This is a genomic window from Pedobacter sp. ok626 (assembly GCF_900100435.1).
GTDB lineage: Bacteria > Bacteroidota > Bacteroidia > Sphingobacteriales > Sphingobacteriaceae > Pedobacter.
Map to the genome: position 1 here is coordinate 361,712 of NZ_FNEX01000005.1, position 22,625 is coordinate 384,336.

At 38.8% G+C, this 22,625-nt stretch carries 18 protein-coding genes, 1 tRNA gene and 1 other RNA gene; 8 read left to right on the forward strand and 12 right to left on the reverse strand.

Annotated elements, in window-relative coordinates; all coding sequences use genetic code 11:
* Genes BLS35_RS09825 through BLS35_RS09835 form a run of 3 tightly spaced genes read left to right on the forward strand, consistent with a single transcriptional unit; the run spans position 1 to position 5,889 of the window.
* Entirely contained in the window at positions 1-2,433 is a 2,433-nt protein-coding gene (locus BLS35_RS09825; protein WP_090780343.1) for a zinc-dependent metalloprotease, read from the forward strand.
* Between the two features lie 5 nt (positions 2,434-2,438).
* Entirely contained in the window at positions 2,439-3,560 is a 1,122-nt protein-coding gene (locus BLS35_RS09830; protein ID WP_090780345.1) for a thioredoxin family protein, read from the forward strand.
* Positions 3,553-5,889 (forward strand): S9 family peptidase, encoded by a 2,337-nt coding sequence (locus tag BLS35_RS09835; RefSeq protein WP_090780347.1) that lies wholly within the window; start codon positions 3,553-3,555, stop codon positions 5,887-5,889. The genes BLS35_RS09830 and BLS35_RS09835 overlap by 8 nt, the downstream gene beginning before the upstream one ends.
* Positions 5,890-6,015: 126 nt before the next feature.
* Here the strand turns inward: BLS35_RS09835 and ssrA are convergent.
* The 3 genes from ssrA to BLS35_RS09850 all read right to left on the reverse strand — a co-directional run bounded on the left by ssrA (position 6,016) and on the right by BLS35_RS09850 (position 8,150).
* Positions 6,016-6,380, reverse strand: a transfer-messenger RNA (tmRNA) gene (gene ssrA, locus BLS35_RS09840).
* Between the two features lie 67 nt (positions 6,381-6,447).
* Positions 6,448-7,650: a pyridoxal phosphate-dependent aminotransferase gene (locus BLS35_RS09845; protein WP_090780350.1), complete on the reverse strand. Its 1,203-nt coding sequence runs from the start codon at positions 7,648-7,650 to the stop codon at positions 6,448-6,450.
* A 107-nt stretch (positions 7,651-7,757) separates the two neighbouring features.
* Complete coding sequence (locus tag BLS35_RS09850) at positions 7,758-8,150, reverse strand: DUF1573 domain-containing protein (protein ID WP_090780352.1); 393 nt, start codon at positions 8,148-8,150, stop codon at positions 7,758-7,760.
* Positions 8,151-8,281: 131 nt separating this feature from the next.
* Here BLS35_RS09850 and BLS35_RS09855 point away from each other — a divergent pair, with 131 nt between their 5' ends.
* On the forward strand, positions 8,282-10,705 hold the full coding sequence (locus BLS35_RS09855; RefSeq protein ID WP_090780354.1) for an alpha-ketoacid dehydrogenase subunit alpha/beta: 2,424 nt from the start codon (positions 8,282-8,284) through the stop codon (positions 10,703-10,705).
* 38 nt (positions 10,706-10,743) lie between these two features.
* Here the strand turns inward: BLS35_RS09855 and aroC are convergent, their stop codons facing one another.
* The 6 genes from aroC to BLS35_RS09885 all read right to left on the reverse strand — a co-directional run bounded on the left by aroC (position 10,744) and on the right by BLS35_RS09885 (position 16,720).
* Positions 10,744-11,832 (reverse strand): chorismate synthase, encoded by a 1,089-nt coding sequence (gene aroC, locus BLS35_RS09860; RefSeq protein WP_090780356.1) that lies wholly within the window; start codon positions 11,830-11,832, stop codon positions 10,744-10,746.
* Between the two features lie 28 nt (positions 11,833-11,860).
* Positions 11,861-13,117, reverse strand: a complete 1,257-nt coding sequence (gene aroA / locus BLS35_RS09865) for a 3-phosphoshikimate 1-carboxyvinyltransferase (protein ID WP_090780358.1) — start codon at positions 13,115-13,117, stop codon at positions 11,861-11,863.
* Positions 13,118-13,119: 2 nt separating this feature from the next.
* A complete protein-coding gene (locus BLS35_RS09870; RefSeq protein ID WP_090780360.1) occupies positions 13,120-14,259 on the reverse strand; it encodes a chorismate mutase in 1,140 nt (379 codons plus the stop codon).
* A 56-nt stretch (positions 14,260-14,315) separates the two neighbouring features.
* The gene (locus tag BLS35_RS09875) at positions 14,316-15,149 is read right to left on the reverse strand and encodes a prephenate dehydratase (RefSeq protein WP_090780363.1); all 834 of its coding nucleotides are present in this window, start codon (positions 15,147-15,149) and stop codon (positions 14,316-14,318) included.
* Positions 15,150-15,449: 300 nt separating this feature from the next.
* Positions 15,450-16,514, reverse strand: coding sequence for a 3-dehydroquinate synthase (gene aroB, locus BLS35_RS09880; protein ID WP_090780366.1), 1,065 nt, complete (start codon positions 16,512-16,514; stop codon positions 15,450-15,452).
* Positions 16,514-16,720 (reverse strand): RNA-binding S4 domain-containing protein, encoded by a 207-nt coding sequence (locus BLS35_RS09885; protein ID WP_090780368.1) that lies wholly within the window; start codon positions 16,718-16,720, stop codon positions 16,514-16,516. Before BLS35_RS09885 ends, aroB begins: the two co-directional genes overlap by 1 nt.
* A gap of 96 nt (positions 16,721-16,816) precedes the next feature.
* On the opposite strand from BLS35_RS09885, the gene BLS35_RS09890 reads away from it, so the two are divergent.
* A complete protein-coding gene (locus BLS35_RS09890) occupies positions 16,817-18,001 on the forward strand; it encodes a proline dehydrogenase family protein (RefSeq protein WP_090780371.1) in 1,185 nt (394 codons plus the stop codon).
* Positions 18,002-18,079: 78 nt separating this feature from the next.
* Here the strand turns inward: BLS35_RS09890 and BLS35_RS09895 are convergent, their stop codons facing one another.
* Positions 18,080-18,715 (reverse strand): HAD family hydrolase, encoded by a 636-nt coding sequence (locus tag BLS35_RS09895; protein ID WP_090780372.1) that lies wholly within the window; start codon positions 18,713-18,715, stop codon positions 18,080-18,082.
* 65 nt (positions 18,716-18,780) lie between these two features.
* On the opposite strand from BLS35_RS09895, the gene BLS35_RS09900 reads away from it, so the two are divergent.
* Positions 18,781-18,854: transfer RNA gene (locus BLS35_RS09900), tRNA-Ile, on the forward strand.
* Positions 18,855-19,546: 692 nt separating this feature from the next.
* Complete coding sequence (locus BLS35_RS27730) at positions 19,547-19,702, forward strand: hypothetical protein (RefSeq protein ID WP_165973267.1); 156 nt, start codon at positions 19,547-19,549, stop codon at positions 19,700-19,702.
* A gap of 340 nt (positions 19,703-20,042) precedes the next feature.
* Here BLS35_RS27730 and BLS35_RS09910 read toward each other — a convergent pair whose 3' ends face one another.
* Positions 20,043-20,615, reverse strand: a complete 573-nt coding sequence (locus tag BLS35_RS09910; protein WP_207909093.1) for an ABC transporter ATP-binding protein — start codon at positions 20,613-20,615, stop codon at positions 20,043-20,045.
* 832 nt (positions 20,616-21,447) lie between these two features.
* Entirely contained in the window at positions 21,448-21,609 is a 162-nt protein-coding gene (locus tag BLS35_RS28055; protein ID WP_217634946.1) for a hypothetical protein, read from the reverse strand.
* A gap of 318 nt (positions 21,610-21,927) precedes the next feature.
* On the opposite strand from BLS35_RS28055, the gene BLS35_RS09920 reads away from it, so the two are divergent.
* Positions 21,928-22,625 (forward strand): RNA ligase family protein (locus BLS35_RS09920; protein ID WP_090780382.1); only part of this gene is annotated, 698 nt, incomplete at its 3' end.

Here is a 22,625-nt window from a genome sequence, read left to right on the forward strand (position 1 = left end):
ATGATGAAATATATATATACTACCCTGTTCACTGCCGCATTATTATTCCACGGAACATTTACAAAGGCACAGGTGATTAGTCAATCTTCAATAGCTGCTCCCCTGAAACCTGCAGCACCTGCGCCCGCAGCAGAGGGCGATGCAACCAAGAAAGAACCCATGGCTTTCGACAAGTTCTTTAAAAATAATATGACGATTACTCCTGGGGAGTTTCCTGTTTATCAGGATGGCTCAAAATATTTCCTGGAAGTACCCGCATCGGCATTAAATTCAGATCTTTTAATCATTGGCGATATTGCCCGTGGATACGGTAACAATATCGCCCAATCCTCGGGTGTGATCCGCTTAAGTAAAGGAACAGGCAACAACATCAATGTCACTAAAGAGATTTATAAAGAAGCAGCTTCACCCGATTTCAATCAGGGGATAGAAACGCTGGTTCAAAACTCGAACCTTGTTCCAGTTAGTTTTGTGATGCCGATAGAAGCTTTTGGTAAAACAAAAGGCAGTTACATTATCAATATTACCAGGCATTTGCTGGAAAGCGGTGAGCTGTTTTCTTTCAAAGAAGTAAGCGGGCTTAGCAGTTCTGATGCTGCACGCTCCGGTGTGCAAACCGTAAGGGCTTCAAAAAATGGTGTGGTGTTTAGCGTGCTTCGCACTCAAACTACACCGGGACAAAGTTACAATGGAAGCAAAGCGATAGACAAAGCTGTCGCTTTTGTGCTGGATCTTGTGATCCAGCGTTTGCCAGCTGCCCAGATGAACGTTCGCGAAGCAGATCCTAGAATCGGCTTTGGAACGGTTAATTATAATGATTTTGGGAAGAATCCCTACGGCGTAAGAAATGTAAAAGCAATTACAAAATGGAATGTTGGTGTCAAAGCTGTGGATCGGAAGCGTTATTTTGCTGGTGAACTGGTAGAACCAGAAAAGCAAATCAGGGTAATCATTGATCCGGCAACGCCTGCACTGTTTGTACCTTACATCAAAAAGGCCATACAGCAATGGAACAATGCTTTTGGGTCAGCGGGATTTAAGCAGGTATTGGTAGTGGCCACGGATCAAAATGACAGCTGGTTATCTTCGGGCAAGATGCTAATCAAATGGGGAAGTGCACAAAATGGACTAATAACCAATACCGTTACAGATCCACGTACAGGAGAGATTCTTGCAGCAAAAATGAATATTGATGTAAATGTATGTGATGATTTACTGCCATCTTATTTTGCCAAATGTGGTTTTAAAGATCCGCGGGTTATGAAAAATCTGTACGATCCCGCAGTAAGAGGGGAAATAATGGAATGGAAAGTGGCCCAGGGTTTAGGTCAACTCCTGGGTATGACTGCCAACCTGCATGGTAGTGCAGCTTATAGCCCACAACAACTCCGCTCGGGGGCCTGGTTAAAAGCCCATGGTTTTACATCTTCGATAACAGATGACCTGCAATTCAACTATGTGATACAGCCGGAAGATCAGGTCGAAATTTCGGGCCTGATACCACATGTTGGCGCATACGATAAAATGGCAATTGGTTGGGCATACCGGATATTCGCTAATCCTGCGGCAGAAAAGAAAACGCTGGAATCGCTGAAAATAGCTAATGCCGAACTACTTTTCCTCGAAGAAAATAAAAGCGATCCTTTTACCAGTAAGGGTGATTTATCATCAGATCTGTTAGCCGCTTCCGAACTGGGTATGAAAAACGTTCAGCTTTATTATCCGCAATTGGAAAAGCTTACATCTGCGATGGACGATAAGGATGAAGATTGGTCCAATTTTAAACTGCTGTCTAAAGCTTTTCAAATCAGCTACCAGTTGTATACCGATAATGTAGTCGGATATATTGGAGGGCTGTCTGTGCGTCCGGTACTTAAAGGTTATAATGATATTGGCGTGGTATATACACCCAAAAAGGATCAGCAAAAAGCAATGGCTTTGTTAAATCAGTGGTTTTTTAATGGTGCCCCTGACTGGATGCAAAGTAAAAAGCTAAACCAACTAAATTCAGAATCTGAATCTTTAAAGATGGGGAAAAGTACACAGGATGCCCTGAAGAAATTTATCACTCCTGAAGTGCTGAACAATCTGATCCAGGCAGAATATGCCTTGGGCGAGGAAGCTTATAGGGTAAGTGATCTTTTTAAAGACATAGATCATTACATTTTTAAAGATTTTAACCTAACAGCACCAGTAGATGAGTATCGCATGCTGATGCAAACCAATTTCATCTATGATCTTTCAGCGGCAGTGGCAAAGAATAATATTACCAGCGGATTAACAGATTCAAACGAAGTGCTTCACCTTTATTTCCTCCGGACCATGGAACAGCTCAATGTACTTGCGGTGAAACACCAGGATGTTTCCGCACGTGAACATTACAAAGTAATGAGACAACGAATCCAACGAAGCATGAATCAAAAAGCAAACTAGAACTAATGAAAAGATATAGCCTATTAATAATGTTCATGATGGCCACTGCCAGTTATGCGCAAAACAGAAGCATTAATTTTGCCACAACCTCTCTGAAGGAAGCTTTTAAACTGGCAAAAGCACAACACAAAATGATCTTTACAGATTGTTATACCGTATGGTGCGGACCGTGTAAAGGAATGGATAAATTGGTTTTTACGCAAGACAGTGTGGCCGACTTCTTCAACAGCCATTTTATCAATGTAAAAATGGATATGGAAAAAGGAGAAGGTCCCGAAGCATTAAAAAACTATGCTGTAGGTGCGTTTCCAACCTATTTATTGTTTGATGAAGACGGAAATCAAATTTATAAATTTGTGGGTGGGATGTCGGCAAATGAGTTTATGGCAAAAATCAGAATTGGCATGAATCCTAAAAACGAGATTGCCACAAGAGAGAAACGGTATACTGCGGGTGATCGCGACCATGCGTTGTTAAGGGCACTCATTAAACAAAAATTTAAGCAAAAAGAAGCAAAGGCTGGTCAGCGTATCACTGCAGAGTACTTTGCGTTGATGACCTCAGCAGAAAAGGTAAAACCTGAAAGCTGGTTCCTGTTTGGCGAGGGCTTTGATTCGCAGTTTATCTCTGATATCGGAAGCGTTAATTTTAATTACCTGTTGGCACATTACAAGGAATTTGCAGCTTCAAACAGCAAAGAAACTGTTGATAATAAGATCAATGCGACATTTAAAAAACTTGCTGGCAACTGCTTGGCAGGCTACTACTTTAAAAACCATCCTTATAACGAAGCTGAGTTTGAAGCGTATAAAAAGCAAATTAATGCCAGTCAGGTACCCGATAAAAAACAATTGATTGTCCTGGTTGATATTGCTATAGCAGCAGGTCAAAAAGATGTAAAAGCTGCGGGTAAATTACTTGCAGCTCATGTGGCTGAGTTTACCCAGAAAAACAAAGATGTGGTATTTGAGTATACTAATTTCTGTGCTTCTTTAGACCGTAGTTATCCCTATATGAAAGAGATTTATGAACAGGTGGCCAAAACCTCTAAAAATCCGTTTTTGGTTAAACATTGCGAGGATTATGTTAAAAGGATATCATTAAAACAAACTGCCAAAGATGAATAGACTAGGAGCATTTTTATGTTTGTTTTTATCCCTTTCCGGTCTTGCGCAAGTACCCGATTTTAAAGCTGCGGAAAAGTATGATGTACCAAACCTGCAAAAGCTGGTTGGATCTACCCAGGTTATTCCTTTTTTCTTAAAGAAAAGTAATAAATTTTGGTTTGCCACCAGCAAACCTTCGTCCCGCGCGCAATTATTAAATGAGGACAACCGATTTAAGGATTTAGCTGCTGCAAATAGCGGCGGAGAGGAGGTTGTAACAGTAAGTGTGAAAGGTGGGGCCTCGACCTCTTTGAATACAATAGACCTGGATCGGGGTAACTATTATATCGTTGACCCGGACAAGAAAAAAAAGCAACCACTATTTGACAAGGTGTCTATTGCTTACAGTTTGCAGAAACTTACTAAAGCTGCGCCAGTTAAAGCGGTTGTAAATTATAATCCGCAGTTTTCTGATGATGAGGAAACGGTGCAGGTTGGGTATAATGGCGAAACCTATGATTATAATTACACTACAAAAAAACTGGTAAAGCAGGTTAAAAAAGTAGTAGAAAAGCGCATCAGCTACGCTGTTGGTGCCTATTCTATGGATAAAAAGTGGTTATTATATGCGCGTAATCACAATTTAATCCTTAAAAACACCTTAGACACAACAGAATATCAATTGTCTGCTGACGGGGTGAAGAACTTTACTTTTTCGATCAATGACGATGATCGGTTTGCCAAATCCAACACCCCAACAGATGCAGTATGGTCGCCCAATTCAAAAACATTCTATGTTTTGCGCAAAGATATCCGCAAAGTAGAAACTTTAACGGTTGTCAACTCTTTAACAAGTATGAGCAGGCCTTATGTGAATACCTATAAATATGAGCTCCCGGGAGATAAAAACGTTGCACAATACCATTTTTATGTGGGTAATGCCGAAACGCATACCTTGAAAGAAATAAATATAGACCGTTGGCCAGATCAGGAAGTAGAAGTTTTGCGCAACCAAAATATTGACAAAGAAGTATTCTTGTTACGTAAAAAGAGAAGTCGTGAAGAGATGGAACTCTGTGCGGTGGACTTAACAACTGGATCACTTCGTGTGGTTATTAGTGAATTGAGTAAACCTTTCATCAACCAGGATCTTTTCAATGTGTCGGTTTTGAACAAGGGAAAAGACATTCTTTGGTGGAGCGATCGAACCGGATGGGGGCAATATTACCATTATGACAATTCAGGTAAGCTGTTAAACGCAGTTACTAAAGGTGACTGGACGGCAGGAAAAATTGCAGCAATAGACACCGCTAAACGCGAGCTCTATTTTTATGGATATGGCAAAGAGAAAGGGCGTAACCCCAATTATGCTTTTGTATATAAGACAGGGATTGATGGCGTTAAGGAGCCTCAGCTATTAACTCCTGAAGATGCTACACACGCAGTTTTTATTTCACCATCGAGAGCTTACTTTGTCGACAATTTCTCGCGGATAGACCTGGAGCCAAGTACCGTGCTCAGAGATAAAAATGGCAAGTTTGTGATGGAGGTATTAAAACCAGATATGAGCGAGTTGTATGCCTATGGATGGAAGAGACCGGAAATGTTTACTGTAAAAGCGAAAGATAGCATTACCGATCTTTACGGCTTGATGTGGAAACCCTTTAATTTCGATCCCAGCAAAAAGTACCCCATCATTTCTCAAGTATACCCGGGGCCTTTTACCGAAACCGTTTGGAATGATTTTACCATTTTTGACCGATACAACAATACCGCTCTGGCGCAAATGGGCTTCATAGTGGTGGTAATGGGGCACCGCGGAGGTTCACCTTATCGCAACGCTAAATATTACAAGTTTGGCTATGGAAATCTGAGGGACTATGCCCTTGAAGATGATAAATATGGATTGGAGCAGCTTGGAGCACGTTTTGACTATATTGATTTAAAAAAGGTCGGTATTTTTGGACATTCTGGTGGAGGAGCGATGTCTACCACCGCCTTGTGCACTTATCCTAATTTTTATAAGGTGGCGGTTTCTTCTTCCGGAAACCACGACAATACAATTTACAACCGTACCTGGGGCGAAAGCTACCAGGGCCTTGAAAAAAAAATGGATCTGAATCAAACATTGGCTAAAAATCTAAAAGGGCATTTATTATTGGTTACGGGAGAATCAGATCAAAATGTTAATCCCGCCGGTACTTACAGAATGGTCGATGCATTGATCAAAGCCAATAAAGATTTTGATTTACTGGTTCTACCTGGCCAAAGCCATACTTACGAAGAACCTTATAAAACCTATTTTCAACGGCGGCTTAGGAAGTATTTTGCAAAATATCTTTTAGAATAACACAAACAAGTGCTTTATGTCGAACACCCGCCATGTTATAAATGTTTGATCTTAATTTATTGATAATGAGTGGGAAATACTTGTTTTTTATGAAAAAAAAGGGGGAATCATAAGTGATTCCCCTCTGGGTGGAGTCGAAGGGTTTCGAACCCTTGTCCAGTTGTGTGATAAATTATGCCTTCTACATGCTTATTTTCCAATTAATTGTAGGGATCTGGCGGGCTGGAAACCGACCTAACCGTTCACCTTAGGTACTTTATCTCGCAACTGTACCGTACCTTACAATTGCCAGCGTTGTTATTTCGATGCCCCATATTCTAACCTAACATCGCAGCAGTCAGAGGGACAAAAGCTATTTAATTCTAAATTAAGCAGCTAAGGCGTAGTTATTTTCGCCAATTATAGTGTGAACGTTCTCTTTTAAGTGCTCTCCGTACAACGCACTGCATGCTAACATACTTAGCTTCACCCTGTCAAATCCATACGACCCCAGTAACGCCCTGATGGTGTGTGGTTAACTACTCCTTTCCAACCATCAGGACACAAATATACGAAAAATTATACCATAGTTCTACCTGGATACTGTTTTAATGCAATATCCAGACAATCCATAGCTTTATTCAAATCGTCGGTATTCAGCACATAGGCCATTCTTACCTGGTTTTTTCCGGAACCTTCAGTAGAGTAGAAGCCAGTTGCCGGAGCCATCATAACGGTCTCCCCATTGTTGTTGAAACTTTCCAGCATCCATTGACAAAACTGATCGGCATCATCAATAGGCAATTTAGCAACTACATAAAATGCGCCACCTGGATTAGGACAAAATACACCTTCCATCGCATTTAACCTTTTTACAAGGGTATCTCTACGTAAAGTGTATTCTTTGTTTACTGCCTCGAAATAACTATCTGGTGTATCAACAGCAGCTGTTCCAGCGATTTGTTCAACCATTCCCGGGCTTAATCTTGCTTGTGCAAATTTTAATCCTGATTTAATGATCTCTTTATTTTTAGTGATTAAGCAACCTAACCTTGCACCACAAGCACTGTAACGTTTAGATACAGTATCCAGAACGACTACATTTTCGTCCAGACCATCCATGTGCATAGGCGAGATAAATTCTCTGCCGTCATAGCAAAACTCACGATAAGCTTCGTCAGATAACAAGAACAGATCGTATTTTAGGCACAAAGCTTTTAAAGCTTCCAGTTCTTCTTTTGAATATAAATAGCCAGTAGGGTTATTTGGATTACAAATGATGATTGCTTTTGTGCGATCAGTGATCAGCTTTTCAAATTCTGCAATTGGAGGCAATGCAAAACCATTTTCAATATGAGATAAAATTGGTTTTACAACCACATTACTCATACACGCAAAACCATTGTAGTTGGCATAAAAAGGTTCAGGAATGATGATTTCATCACCTTCATTTACGCAGGTTTGCATGGCAATGGTAATGGCTTCAGAACCACCAACCGTTACCAGGATATCTTCGGGTGTAATGTTATACCCTAATTTATTGTAGTATTCAGTAAGTTTTGTTCTGTAGCTTAAAGTTCCTTCGGATGGAGTATAAGCCCAAACATTAAAGTCAATGTTCTTAATGGCATTCAACATGCCCTCAGGAGTCGCAATGTCTGGCTGACCGATATTTAAATGGTACACTTTTTTGCCTTCCTTTTTTGCCTGATCAGCAAATGGAGTTAGTTTTCTTATAGGCGAAGCAGGCATTTGTAGCCCTTTTTCTGAAATATTTGGCATGGTGGAAAATAAAGTCCCGTAATAATAAGTTAGTTTTTTTATGGGTACAAAAATAAAAAAAACCTCGTTGATTAACGAGGTTTTAATCAAATGTATCTTTTTGAATTCTATTTGCTGGCCGCCGCTACTGTTTCACCTTTAATGTACAATACTTTAGTTGTAGTTTTTGCATTAGAAGTAATGGTAATGCTTTTGCTAAATGGAAGTGCTGCACCAGTTGGATTGTAAGTAACTTTAATTACACCCGAATCACCTTTTTTAATTGGTGTTTGCGTATACTCAGGAACGGTACAGCCACATGTAGTCTCAACTTTAGTAATAATCAAAGGCTGATCTCCAATATTTGTGAACTTAAATTCAACCGTAGCCGGCTTGTTCACTGGGATTTTTCCGAAGTCATGACTTTCTTTGTCAAACTTGAATTCAGCAGGTTTAGACTGAGCATGAGTAGCCACACTTATACCAAGGATTAACGTGAATAGCAGAATTATTTTTCTCATTTTAATGTAGTTTTAGAACAAATTTAATGTTTTCATTTAGAATACAAAAAGTATTCCATGATATAAATTACCATTCACTGTTAAGTCATACTTTAGATTTTATGTATCTTTGCCGCATAATTGATTTGCTTATGATGCCAAATAGTAAACTTACCACAAATCCAATAGACGCCTCGGAGTTAAGTTTTGATGACTTCAAAACTATAGTCGTAAACGACTATAAAATAGCTTTTGAAAGTAGACAGGCTAGTTTATTGGGACGAAAGGAAGTGTTGACCGGCAAGGCTAAATTTGGGATTTTTGGTGATGGTAAGGAGCTTCCTCAGATCGCCATGGCAAAAGCCTTTAAAAATGGCGATTGGCGCTCTGGCTATTACAGGGATCAGACATTCGCCTTTGCAGCCGGTATTTGTACAATAAAAGAATTTTTTGCGCAGTTATACGCTAATCCAAGCGTTGAAGCAGATCCTGCATCCGCTGGAAGACAAATGAACTGTCACTTTGCAACCCGCTCAATCAACGAAGACGGTAGTTGGAAAGATTTAACAGAGATGAAGAATTGTTCTTCAGATATTGCGCCTACAGGTGGACAAATGGCAAGGTTAGTTGGACTGGCCTATGCTTCTAAATTATACAGACAGAATCCAGAACTGGAATATTTAAAGAATTTCTCAGTAAATGGAAATGAAGTCGCATTTGGTACAATAGGAAATGCATCTACATCTGAAGGTGTATTTTTTGAAGCCATTAATGCAGCAGGTGTTTTGCAGGTGCCTATGGCAATGTCTGTTTGGGATGATGGCTACGGAATTTCGGTTCCAGCAAAATATCAAACAACAAAAGAAGATATTTCTGAAATATTGAAAGGTTTTCAGCGTGATGAAAATGCCGCTGGTTACGAAATATTTAAAGTAAAAGGCTGGGATTACCCTGCATTATGCGAAACGTATCAGCGTGCAATAGATGTATGTAGGGATGAACATGTTCCTGTATTGATTCACGTCACCGAAGTGACACAGCCGCAAGGCCATTCTACTTCTGGTTCTCACGAACGTTATAAGGATAAAGCAAGATTAGAGTGGGAGAAAGAGTTTGACTGTATTGTTCAGATGCGTAAATGGATGCTGGAATCAGCAATCATAACGGAAGAAGAAATCGTAGAACTCGAAAACACGGCTAAAAAAATGGTTCGTGAAACCCAGAAAGAGGCCTGGAACGAATTTTTAGGTTCTATAAAGGCCGAAAAAGATCAGGTGATTGAGTTAATTAATGGTATGGCCAATGGCGATCCTGCGATTGTAAAAATTTCAAGTCTATTAGCCAATACTCCAGACGCTCAAAGAAGAGAAGTGATTTCTTCGGCAAGAAAGGCATTGCGTTTAACTGTAAAAGATTCTTCTACAGCAAGACAAAACCTTTTAACCTGGTACGACGCTCAAATTGGACTAAACGAGGACAGATATAATTCTAAATTGTTTACTGAAGGGGTTGATAGTCCATTTTTAGTAAATGAACTGAAACCAGTATTTAACGAGGAAAGTAAAATGGTTGACGGGCGCGAATTGTTAAACGCCTGTTTTGACTCAAACTTTGCACGCGACCAGCGATTGGTAGCCTTCGGTGAAGATTTAGGCGCCATTGGTGATGTAAATCAAGGTTTTGCAGGGTTACAAGCTAAATATGGTGATTTAAGAATTACTGATACAGGTATCAGAGAAATGACGATAGTAGGGCAGGGAATCGGCTTGGCTATGCGTGGTTTACGCCCTATTGCCGAAATCCAATACCTTGATTATTTGTTGTTCGCGCTTAATGTGTTAAGCGATGATTTGGCAAGTTTGTCATACCGTACTAAGGCAGGACAAAAAGCGCCTGTAATTGTCAGGACACGTGGACATAGATTAGAAGGAGTATGGCACTCAGGTTCGCCAATGGGCATGATCCTTGGCTCGCTTAGAGGCTTACATATATGTGTACCGCGCAACATGACGCAAGCGGCCGGTATGTACAATACCTTATTCAGATCTGACGAGCCCGCATTAGTGATCGAATGTTTGAATGGTTACCGTTTGAAAGAGAAATTACCTGAAAATGTAGGTGAGTATACTGTTCCACTTGGAAAAGCCGAGGTGATTAAAGAAGGAACTGATATTACTGTGGTTTCTTATGGTTCTACTTTAAGAATCGTAGAAGAAGCAGCTGAAGAGTTGGCACAATTGGGTATTTCTATTGAAATTGTCGATCCTCAAACGCTATTGCCATTTGATACAGATCAAATTTGTGCACAATCCTTAGCCAAAACAAATAAGTTATTGGTGGTTGATGAAGATGTGCCAGGTGGTGGAACAGCTTTCTTATTGCAACAGATTCTGGAAGAGCAAAAAGGTTATTATCATTTAGATGGACAGCCTAAGACGCTGAGTGCAAAAGCACACCGTCCGCCTTATGGATCTGATGGTGATTATTTCAGCAAACCATCTGTGGATGACGTGATTGAAACCATTTATAGTATGATGAATGAAAGTAACCCTGGTAAGTTTCCAGCTATTTTTTAAAGGACGTGACGTATAAATAAAACAAAACGAGCAAGCTATTAAAGCTTGCTCGTTTTGTTTCTAAGCAAATGATCTGCAAGTACCAGTGCAGCCATTGCCTCCACAATAACTACCGCTCTTGGTACAACACATGGATCATGTCTGCCTTTCCCCTTAATTTCCGCGGCTTCGCCAGCAGCATTAATGGTTTGTTGGTTATGCATAATCGTAGCAACAGGTTTAAAAGCAACAGTAAAGTTGATTTCCATTCCATTAGAAATGCCACCTTGTATACCACCAGAAAAATTAGTCAATGTTTTCGGCTGACCTTCATTCGCTAGAAAAATATCATTGTGTTCTGATCCTCTCATTTCACTACCCGTAAAGCCAGATCCATATTCAAAGCCATGTACGGCATTAATGCTCAACATCGCTTTGCCAAGATCTGCATGTAGTTTGTCAAATACAGGATCTCCTAATCCAACCGGACAATTTTTTACGATACAGCTTACCTTTCCGCCAACAGTATCACCATCTTTTCTTACGCTATCAATAAACTCGATCATCTGGTTAGCTGTAGCCGGATCAGCACAACGAACAATGTTGTCTTCTCTGGTTGCCAATAATTCAGCAATATTGCTGCCCTCTAAATTAGGCGCATCAATTTTTCCGACAGCAGATACGTGTGCAAAAATCTCAATGCCATGATGCTTTAGTAGCAATTTGGCAATCGCTCCTGCAGCTACACGAGCTGCGGTTTCTCTTGCTGAAGAACGGCCGCCACCGCGATGATCTCTGATCCCGTATTTGGCATCATAAGTGTAATCTGCATGAGAAGGACGATAAACATCGGTATTATGACTGTAATCTTTACTACGCTGATCTTCATTAGGGATCAGCATGGCTATTGGTGTGCCTGTACTTTTACCTTCAAATGTTCCGGATAAGATCTGAACAGTGTCGCTTTCTTTACGCTGTGTCGTGATTTTTGATTGTCCAGGTCTGCGCTTATCCAATTCTGACTGGATAAATTCCAGATCTATAGGTAGCTGTGCCGGACAACCATCAAGGATAACACCTATGGCTACTCCATGAGATTCACCAAAGGTTGTAATGCGAAATAATTGACCGAATGTATTACCTGCCATTTTAGAATTATTTAATATTTTGTTAAAATTAAACTTCTGTTACTGTAAAACCAGCTTTCTCCAAATCTTTCCAGAAATCAGGATATGACTTCTCCACCACCTGATAATCCTCCATTTCTACTTCATCGATAAACAGACTTAATGGCGCAAAAGCCATGGCCATCCGGTGATCGTCGTAGGTGTGGAATTGTACCTTTTTAGGGAAGCTTAGGTTGTCGCAATTCAAAGTATACACTTCATTATCCTCTATCAGGGAAACACCAATTTTAGCTAGTTCCTGCTGTAAAGCAAGTACACGGTTGGTTTCCTTTATTTTTAAGGTTTCTAATCCGGTAAAGGAAAGATTTAAGCCCTTTGCTGCGGCACAAACGATAATAGTTTGTGCTAAATCCGGACAGTCCTTTAAATTCAATACTTCTGTTATAGCAATAGAAGTCCCCGATTTTAATGCAATTCCATTGGCAGTTTGCGAACTGCGTACACCAAAAGGAATCATAATATCCCTGATCTTACTATCGCCTTGTAGACTTTTCTCCTTTAGATGTGGTAAAGCGATGCTACCTTGATCTGCCAATGCAACAATGCTGTACCAATAAGAAGCAGCGCTCCAATCTGGCTCTACAGTTAACTTGCAGGGTTTGAAAGGTTGGTTGTCGATGTGGATGGTATTGTTATCCCAGGAGTGTTTAATTCCTGCTTCTTCGAGCATACTTAAGGTCATTTCCAAATATGGTCTCGAAGTTAACTCACCTTCAATTTCTAAAGATAAGCCCATTGGCAAAGAAGGGGCGATCATTAAAAGTGCAGACAAATATTGACTGCTAATGTTCCCCTGAATTTTAACAGTTCTATTGATTTGCCTGAAATTATTGCTGATGTCGAGCGGAGGGAAGCCATCCTGCCCGGCATAACTAATACCAGCGCCAAGTTTTTGTAAAGCTTCAACCAATAGTTTTATTGGTCGTTCTTTCATCCTGCCAGAACCTGTCAGGTGATATGTACCGTTTGCAATGGAGAGGTAAGCGGTTAAAAAACGCATTGCTGTACCTGCATGGCCTACATTTACTGTCATGTAGGCATCTCCATTGTGTGCTTTTACCTGATTAAGTATATTATTCAAGGTCACTGTATCCACCGCATCAGATAAATTATTGACCTCAACGATTCCTTTTGACAGGGCGCTGATGATCAGCGCCCTATTGCTTTCGCTTTTAGAACCGGTTAAGGCAATTTCAGCATTTATATCTTTAATCCCTTTAAAAGAAACAATTGCGTTTTGACTCATTGTTAAGCTTTAACTTCTGCGTGTGCTTCTGCTGCAATGCCTTTTTCAGCTTTACCAGCATTCATAATTTCAGTTTGTTTACGAATAGATTCTCCATGAACCAATTCCAGGAACTTCTCAGTAAAGTTTAAATCTAGTTTTAAAGCTTTAGCAAATGCAGCGCCTTTTTGAATGATGGCATCCCAACGGTTTACTTGTAAAATGGTTACCTGGTTATCGCGTTTAAATTCACCGATTTTACCAACAATAGCCATACGCTCACCTAATTTTTGCAATAAAAGGTCGTCAATTTTGTCGATTTGCTTACGTAAGTCAGCCAATTGATCTATAAAAGCTTCGTTTTTAGATTCTGGTTCACGAACAGTTAAGCGTTCAGCCAGTTCACCAAGTGCAGCAGGAGTAACTTGTTGTTTAGCATCAGTCCATGCTACCGAAGGATCTACGTGCGACTCGATCATTAAGCCTTGCATATCTAAATCCAATGCTTTCTGAGAAATGTAAGGGATCAATTCGCGGTTACCGCAGATATGACTTGGATCGTTGATGATTGGAAGATCAGGACATAAAGTTTTCAATTGAATAGCCAGTTCCCACATTGGTTCGTTACGGAATGAGCTTTTCTCGAATGAAGAGAAACCACGGTGAATAGCTCCTAATTTAGTGATACCAGCACCGTTAAGGCGTTCTAGAGCACCAATCCATAGTTGAAGATCAGGGTTAACCGGATTTTTAACCAATACAGGAACGTCAACACCTCTTAAAGCATCAGCAATTTCCTGAACACAGAATGGGTTTACAGTAGAACGTGCACCAATCCAAAGGATATCCACACCTGCTGCCAATGCTTCTTCAACGTGTTTTGCGTTAGCTACTTCCACTGCTGTAGGCAATCCAGTTTCTAATTTTGCTCTTTTTAACCACTCTAATCCTATGCTACCAATTCCTTCAAATTCTCCCGGACGAGTACGTGGTTTCCAGATACCAGCTCTTAAAACAGATACTTTACCTGTTGCAGCCAATAAATGTGCAGTGGTTAACAATTGTTCTTCAGTTTCTGCACTACATGGTCCAGAAATGATTAGTGGTTCGTTTTTCGTGTCAAGCCAAGTATTTAATGGCTGGATGTTTAATTGTAGTTTCATTTTTTTGGGGTTTAAATTGTTGTTTTTGTATTTTACGAAGGACTGTTTTTTGAAGACTATACTTGATCGTTCTTCTTGTATTCGCCCATGATGTTAAAGTTTACTGTGTATTTTAATGCCTGACGGATGGCCTTGTCATAATTTTCTGTGCTGGTCCACTCCATGTCTACATAGAAGTAATACTCGTTGCGTTTTCCTAAAACCGGCATACTTTGGATCTTAGTTAAGTTTACCTGTTGCTCAGCAAATATGTTAAGGACTTTAGATAAGGCGCCTACATGATTGCCAACCTGGAAACAGATGGAGGCTTTATTACTATCTTCCATTTCGGCAGTTTTGTCTAGTTTAAGAATCAGAAAACGGGTATAGTTCTTTTTGTTCGATTCAATTCGTCTTTCGATGATGTTTAAGCCGTATAATTCTGCTGCAAGCGTGTTGGCAATCGCAACGGTATCCGTTAATTGCTCTTCTTTGATTTTTTTAGCACAAGCAGCAGTATCGTTGCCTTCAATCACCTGAATATGTGGGTAATCGTAAAAGAAATCTACACACTGGCGAATCGCAATGGGGTGGGAGGTAGCAAATTTTACATCTTCAAATTTTACACCAGGCAAAGCCATCAAATGCAATTGTATAGGCAGGTATACTTCGCCTACTACTGCAAAATTGTATTCACGGATTAAGGTGTAATTCGGCAATAGACTGCCTGCGATAGAGTTTTCGATGGCCATGACAACAAAGTCTGATTCCCTTTTTTCTAAACTCTCGCAAGTCTGCTTAAATGAGTTACATTCAATAGTTTGAATGTCCTTTCCGAAAAATTTGAATGCAGCTTCTTCGTGAAAAGATGCCTTGATGCCTTGAATTGCTACTCTTGTTGCTTGCTTCATTGGATTAGTTTTTGCCTTTTTTTATTGGTTTCTGGTTGCGTTAAAACAAAAAAAAAGTCCCGGCGTTTGGCCGGGACTTTCGTATACATTTATCGTGTTGATATCAGTGCATATTAGTCCCGGCTCTTACTAAAATAGTAGAAGTAACCAAACCAATATGTAGTGATATTATTCATCTTTTCTTTTTGTCGTTTTGTCAAATGTACAAACAAAATTTTATTTGTCAATAGTTAATTAAAAAAAATATTTTTTTGTTGCACATGTGCGCTATCGTGGTAGTCAAAACTTTAGCGATATCTATTAACCCTGAATGGCATTAAAGTAAGCAAAACTTGCTAATATGTCATTTTCCGATACTCTACAGTTATAATCACATTTACCAATGCTGCTTAGCAATGAAAACATGATTTGACCATTTTCATTCTTCTTATCACTCTGCATAAACTCCATCAGATCCTTAAAACTATCTTCTTTGATGTGGTACGCAGGGTAGAGCTTGCTGATATAGCTGGTCACATCTTCCAGGTCATCCGCGCTTAGCGTATTGTTTTTGCTGGATAAGAAAGCCTCGCAAATCATTCCTATAGCAATGGCTTCCCCATGTGTTAATGGCTTTTCATCGTTAATCAAGGCATAAGTCTCCACAGCGTGCCCGATGGTATGTCCAAAGTTCAGGATCTTTCTTAATCCTTTTTCATGTGGATCTTCGGTAACGACTTCGTTCTTTATCTCTACCGAACGGTAAATGGCTTGAGATTCAATGTTCTGGTAATCACTGTTTTTTAGCTCATTGTAATAATTGCGGTCTACAATTAAACCATGTTTAATCATTTCAGCAAAGCCTGATAGCAATTCCCTTTGTGGCAATGTTTTTAAAAAGGCTGTTTCAATGAAAACGGCTTGTGGTAGGGTAAAGGTTCCTACCATATTTTTAACATTGTCTACATCGATACCCGTTTTACCACCTACAGAAGCATCAACCTGCGAAAGTAGGGTAGTTGGGATATTAATGAAGTCGATTCCTCTCTTGTAGGTTGAAGCTACAAATCCACCCATATCAGTAATTACGCCACCACCGAGGTTAATCATTAAGCATTTACGGTCTGCACCAAAATCAAGTAATGTTTTCCAGATGCCGATACAGAAATCTATATTCTTATTTTCTTCACCTGGATCGGTCTCTATGAGGTCAAAACCATTATAATCATCCAGCATTTCCTGGAATAGGGGTAAACAAACTTCCGAAGTGGTGCTGTCGGCAAATACAAATATCTTACTGTATTTTCCCGATTCTAGTATCTCTGCAAGAGGCGCCAACTGTGTTTCGAAATGAATCGTATGGCCTGCGCTATCTAATTTATTCATTAAACTACTGTTATTTTTTGTCCCATAAAATCAATTACATCGCCAACGCGAACTTTTAATCTTTTACGGTAATCAACTTCTCCGTTGTATTTTACCAAACCATCTTCAACAACGGTCTGCGCTTCTCCGCCACTCTGAACCAGTCCTGTTGCTTTTAATAATTGAATAAGGGGAATAAATTCGCCTTCTAATTTAAATTTTATCATCGCAAGGCAAACTTACAATTAATTATAAAGTGTTTTACCACCAATAGCATGGGAATTTATACTTTTGCAAGCAAAATGACTAACTGATATTCGTAAATGGAACTATCCCCCAAAAAATCATTGAATTTTGATGATACTGAAATTGCTTTCCGCAATAAATCAAATAATGAATTAAATGCTGCCTATTGGTTATTCAAGTTGATTAGCAGTAACTTTTTAACAAAAATCGGCCCTCCAATCACTAATTTTTTCCTTAACATAGGCTTACCAATTAAAGGGGTAATTAAAGCTACTATATTTAAACACTTCTGCGGTGGTGAAACTATTGCAGAGTGCGAGCATACCATCGAACAGCTTGCAATTGGCCAGGTTGGGACCATTTTAGATTATTCTGTAGAAGGAGAAGAGGAAGAGGCTGTTTTTGATTTTACATGTGCCGAAATTATAAGAACGATTGAGCGCGCTGCCGGGGACAAGCGGATTCCTGTTACCGTATTTAAAGTTACGGGTATTGGCCGCTTTGGTTTGCTGGAGAAATTGGATGCGAAAAAAGAATTGACAACTGCTGAACAGGCAGAATTTGAAAAGGTGAAAGCGCGCTGCGAGAGAATCTGCAGAATGGCCTATGATAAAAATGTCCCAATCATGGTTGATGCTGAGGAGACCTGGATTCAAGATACGATTGATGAATTGGCTATAGATATGATGCGTTTATTTAACCAAAAAAGCATCATCGTATACAATACTTATCAAATGTACCGTCATGATAAGTTGGCTGATATGAAAGCGGATCACTTGATTGCTAAAGCTTCTGGCTTTATTTTAGGTGTGAAAATGGTGCGTGGTGCTTACATGGAGAAAGAACGTAAAAGGGCAGAGGAAATGGGTTACCCGTCACCGATACAGCCTGATAAAGCAGCTTCTGATCGTGATTATGATGCTTCTTTAAATTACTGCATGGAGTATATTAATGAGATTGCTATTGTTTGTGGAACGCACAATGAAAATAGCTGTCGCGTTTTGGCTCAATTACTAGACAAACATGGAATAGCTCACAATCATCCACACGTTTATTTTGCTCAATTGTTGGGGATGAGTGATAATTTAAGTTTCAATTTGTCTGATGCAGGTTATAATGTGACCAAGTATGTTCCATATGGTCCAATTGAAGCCGTTATGCCGTACTTGTTTAGACGAGCGCAGGAGAATACTTCAGTAGCGGGGCAAACGAGCAGAGAGCTTGGTTTAATTGTGAAAGAGAAGCAACGTAGAAGACTATAATAAAGGTTTAACCTTTATTATAGAAAAGGCAGCTGAGATATCATCAGCTGCCTTTTTTTTTGAATTCTCTATACTGTTTTATAAGATTTGATGCTCGATCAATACCTGTTCTAATTCTTTAGGGTGTTTGGTCATGAGTAGTGTATTTAATCCTGCTAGCTTGGCACCTTCAATATGTTGTGGACTATCATCTATAAATAAAGTCTCGGCAGGATTTAGGTTATTCTCGCGGATTACCTGTTCAAATATTTCTACGTTTGGCTTACGCAGAAACATGTGTTGAGAATAGTAAGCCTTTTCAAACAGACCGCTATTGTCGGGCATGTTAAACTCTCTTTTCAGATAGTCTACAATGTAGTTGTAATGGGTTTCGTTGTTATTACTCAATAAAAAAGTGCGGTATTTTTCTTTTACTTTCAGCAACACATCGTGAATTCCGGGGGGAACGCCAATTAATAAACTGTTCCATGCAACATCAATTTCTTCGTCCGTTAGATTATTATTTCCTGCGGCTTCACGAATTCCTACTCTAAATTGGGCAGGAGTAATGGCGGCGGTCTCAAAATCGTTAAAAAGATTGTGGTGACTTTTATGTGCGAAAAATTCTGTGCTGTTTGTAATACCTAGTTGTAATAGAGCGTCTTGTGTCCTTTTGAAGTCTATTTCGAAAATAACATTGCCGTAATCGAATATAATATTTTTAATTTTTTGCATAAAAGTGTTTCAAATTTGAATGTAAATATGTAACATTGCACTCGCAAAATCAAACAGATTTTCGCGGGCCATTAGCTCAGTTGGTTAGAGTAGAAGACTCATAATCTTTTGGTCGATGGTTCGAGCCCATCATGGCCCACAAAAAAAACCTCGGTAGTACAGAAAACTACTGAGGTTTTTTGCTTTATTTTTCTAAAGACTAATCAGCTTAGAAGAGGAGGTTTATAATATCTATTAAAAAAGATGAGATAGGCAATAGTCAGGCAAACAAAAGCTATTAAGTCACTTCCTCCGCAGACAAGTCCGTAAAATAGCAGTACAAAAAAGGCGAAAACCCAGATTAGGTATCTGAAAATTCTGAGCCCGGTAAGTAATGGAAGTGAATTAAAAAGCAGCGCAATGCTCAACCCTGTAAAAACACTATACAAGGCAGTCCATAAAGGAAATTTAGAAAATAGCCAAAGTGTTTCTGGTATGGTTAACAAAACCCAAATCATGGAAAAACTTATAAAACGTTGAAAGCGGCCGATAGGTAAGTTGCGCATCAAACGGAGTTTGTTCTCCTGAAAATAGTTTGACTGGTAAATCAAAAAACTATGCACAGTAACTATTGCAAGTATAAATATTAAGGGTAATCTATCGTCATTTAATGCCATTGTGGAAATATTGATCATTCCCATGATGATTAGACATGAACAGAGTTTGGTAAGCGCAAAAGAAAGCTTGCCGCTGTTTAATAGCTGATAAAGAAATAACGTGGAGATATTCTTTTTGCGACCTGAGATAAGTTGAAGTAGTACGCTATTTGAATTTGATCGCTCTAATTGGTTTATGAATTTTAAATATACAAGTGCACTCAGGCAAATTAAGATCAAAATAAAAACAAAGGTGATCGCTGGAATTAAAAAGGAATCATATATCAGGCCAAGGATTGTTGCAAATAGCCAATATCCAATCAGTGGTAACGAAATCATCAATTGGACATAACACCAGGCAAAAAACTGAGCTGCTTTGCTAGAGGATGTAATACTGTAATAAAGAAACTTGAATTGATTTTTCTTTAGTTCTTGCCCGATGAACTGCCAACTCTTAACGGTATAAAATATCCAAAGTACAAAGACTGCAACCATAATAGCTGGTGAAGTCAGGAAAGTCATCATTAACATCAAGTGGTAGAAAACAGATTCCTCTTTTTTGTAAATCCCTGCTGTTTTGATAAAAAAGCAATAGCTGATTACTGTTACAAAAAAGAAAATGAGTATTCCCGAATGTTCTTTGTAAAACCTCCAGGCAAAAGATTTTGTCAAAACAGTTATGATTGGTGACTTCATTTGCTTAACGATAATTGCTTGTCATTAATGGAGAGTATGGCATCTACCGGGATACCTGATCCATCCAGAGACTGGTGTGAAGCCAGTACAAAACTAGTGTCTTCTGATTTGTTTCTTTCAATAATCCAGTTGTAAAGTACTTCCAGAGAAGTTAAATCTACTGTGATCAGTGGTTCATCTAGTAAAATGAGTTTTGGCTTCCCCATAAAAGCCAATATCAAAGAAAGTTTTTTCAGCATACCACTAGAGTAAGTGACTAAAGGTTGGTCCAGATATGGTTGAAGACCAATTGTCTGAGTGTAAAATTCCTTTTGTTCGTTTGTTCCACTCTTAGCTTCAGCAAACATATCGATTAGCTCTTTTCCAGTAAGAAATTCAGGGAAGACAGGTTCAGCTTCGGCGAAATTTACCAACCTGCGATATTCGCGCTTATTTTTTTTTACACTAACTAGCTTGTCCAGTAAAACATCACCTTCAAAATGTAAAATACCGGCTAAAGATTTCAGTAAGGTGCTCTTTCCTGAGCCATTTGCACCTTTAAGCCAATAAATCCCTTTATTTAAGCTCATTTCGTGTATATCTAGAACCTTTGTTTCCTGATATTTCTTTATGAATTTATTGAAAGTTAGCATGATTTTGAGACACAGAATTATTGCATTTGTTACAATGTGGCTTATTTGTCAGTTACTTACATGTGATTCTGTACTATTTTTCATAGTCGAATAAAAGAGTGGAATTGCTTTATTTATTTAGGTCGTTTGAAAGAAAATCACCATTATTTATTTTTTCAAAAAAATCGGCCATTAAAGCTAAATCAGATAGGGAAAAGTTCGAAATTTGTGCACTAGCGACCACAGCTTAAAAAGCCGTTTTTCAGAAAAGAAGAACGGCTTTTTTGTTTGTGGTATTTTAGGTAGGTTTATGCATCCTATAAAATACTTATGACTACTCAAGAGTTTATAATTGAAATTAACAAGGTGATGATCAAAAGTCTTGATGACTTTATAACTCTTGAACGAATTGATAAATTGACAGATCTTTTAAGAATGAATAGTGACGGGTATTTAACTGAAGAATAAATAGTATAAGAAGGGCAGTATAGGTTTTCTACCTCATCTGCCTTGGTTTCTAGTGCTCAGTCGTAAATAAAAAAGTAGACTGTCCCTGGTCAGGATACAAAGCACTTCTAAGGTGTAATTTATATATTAGTATAATGAAATATGCTCTAATGAAATTAAACCCCGCATTCCTTTTTCTGTCAACAGCATTTTTTTCTTTATTAATTGGCTTTTGGACTAAGAAACAAACAATTGATGTTAACATTCACGACACGTATTATGTCATTGGACACTTATATATTGCTGTTTTGCTATGTCTCTTCACAGGATTAACTGGTTTAATTTATCTTGGATTAGAAAGGATTAAACGACCCATCAAATTAAAAACGGGATACTGGCATTTTTGTTTTTTTACAGCTGGATTTTTGATTTTAGTCCCCGCGTTTGGTTTAAAAATATTAACGAACTCACCTTCTGTAGCACCAATATTTGTGTTAGCTGGCATTCTTCTGGTTTTTACAAGCATGGTTATTTTTCTCTTCGGGCTAGTACGAGCATTTTTTTACGCAAACTAATATGAAATTGGTACAGAACGTTACCTAATCATTTATCAAACAAATTGCTGATACAATTTTTAAAAAGTTGTGACGAAATCGTTAAAAAATATCCTTTAAGCGGAAAACGAAAATAGTTTTTTACATTTGTAAATATATCAACTGTTTAAGTCTTGAGTCATGTAATATCATTTCGCATATAATGTTAAATGACCTTTCCCAGCCGGGGAGGGAGTAATTACTATTTTTTTAATTTTACTTATTACAATATGGCTATTTCACAAAAATATGGTCGTACTTTTCACTATCCGTTTTCGCCGGGGACAACGAGCGATGATAGGATTCAGCACGACTATTGGAAATATTTACAACAAATACCGACGCTAATACATACTGAGAAACTAGACGGAGAGAATAACTGTTTGTCAAAACATGGTGTATTTGCCCGCTCACATGCCGCTCCAACTACATCGCCCTGGACAGAGAGTCTCAGACGGTTTTGGCAACTCGTTAAATATGATCTTGGCGATCTGGAGTTCTTTATGGAGAACCTGTATGCAATCCATTCTATAGAATACCGGAATTTAGAACATCATTTTTATGTATTTGGGATTCGCGAACATGATCGTTGGTTAAGTTGGGAAGAAACTCAGTTTTATGCTAATCTAATCGATTTGTCCACAGTTCCGGTTATTAAAACGGAACAGAAACCGGAAAATAAAGAGCTGTTTGAAAGAGAAATGTTGACCTTGGTTAATGGTTCAGGTACGTTTGATCCTTATGATGTTCAACACAAAGTAAAAGCGACTATGGAAGGGATCGTTACTAGGAATGCTGACGGATACACCGCAGATGATTTTGCGCAAAATGTATTTAAATATGTGCGTAAAGGACATGTTAAAACAGATGAACATTGGACAAGAAACTGGAAACGTGCATCATTAATATACGAAGGAGGTAGTTATGT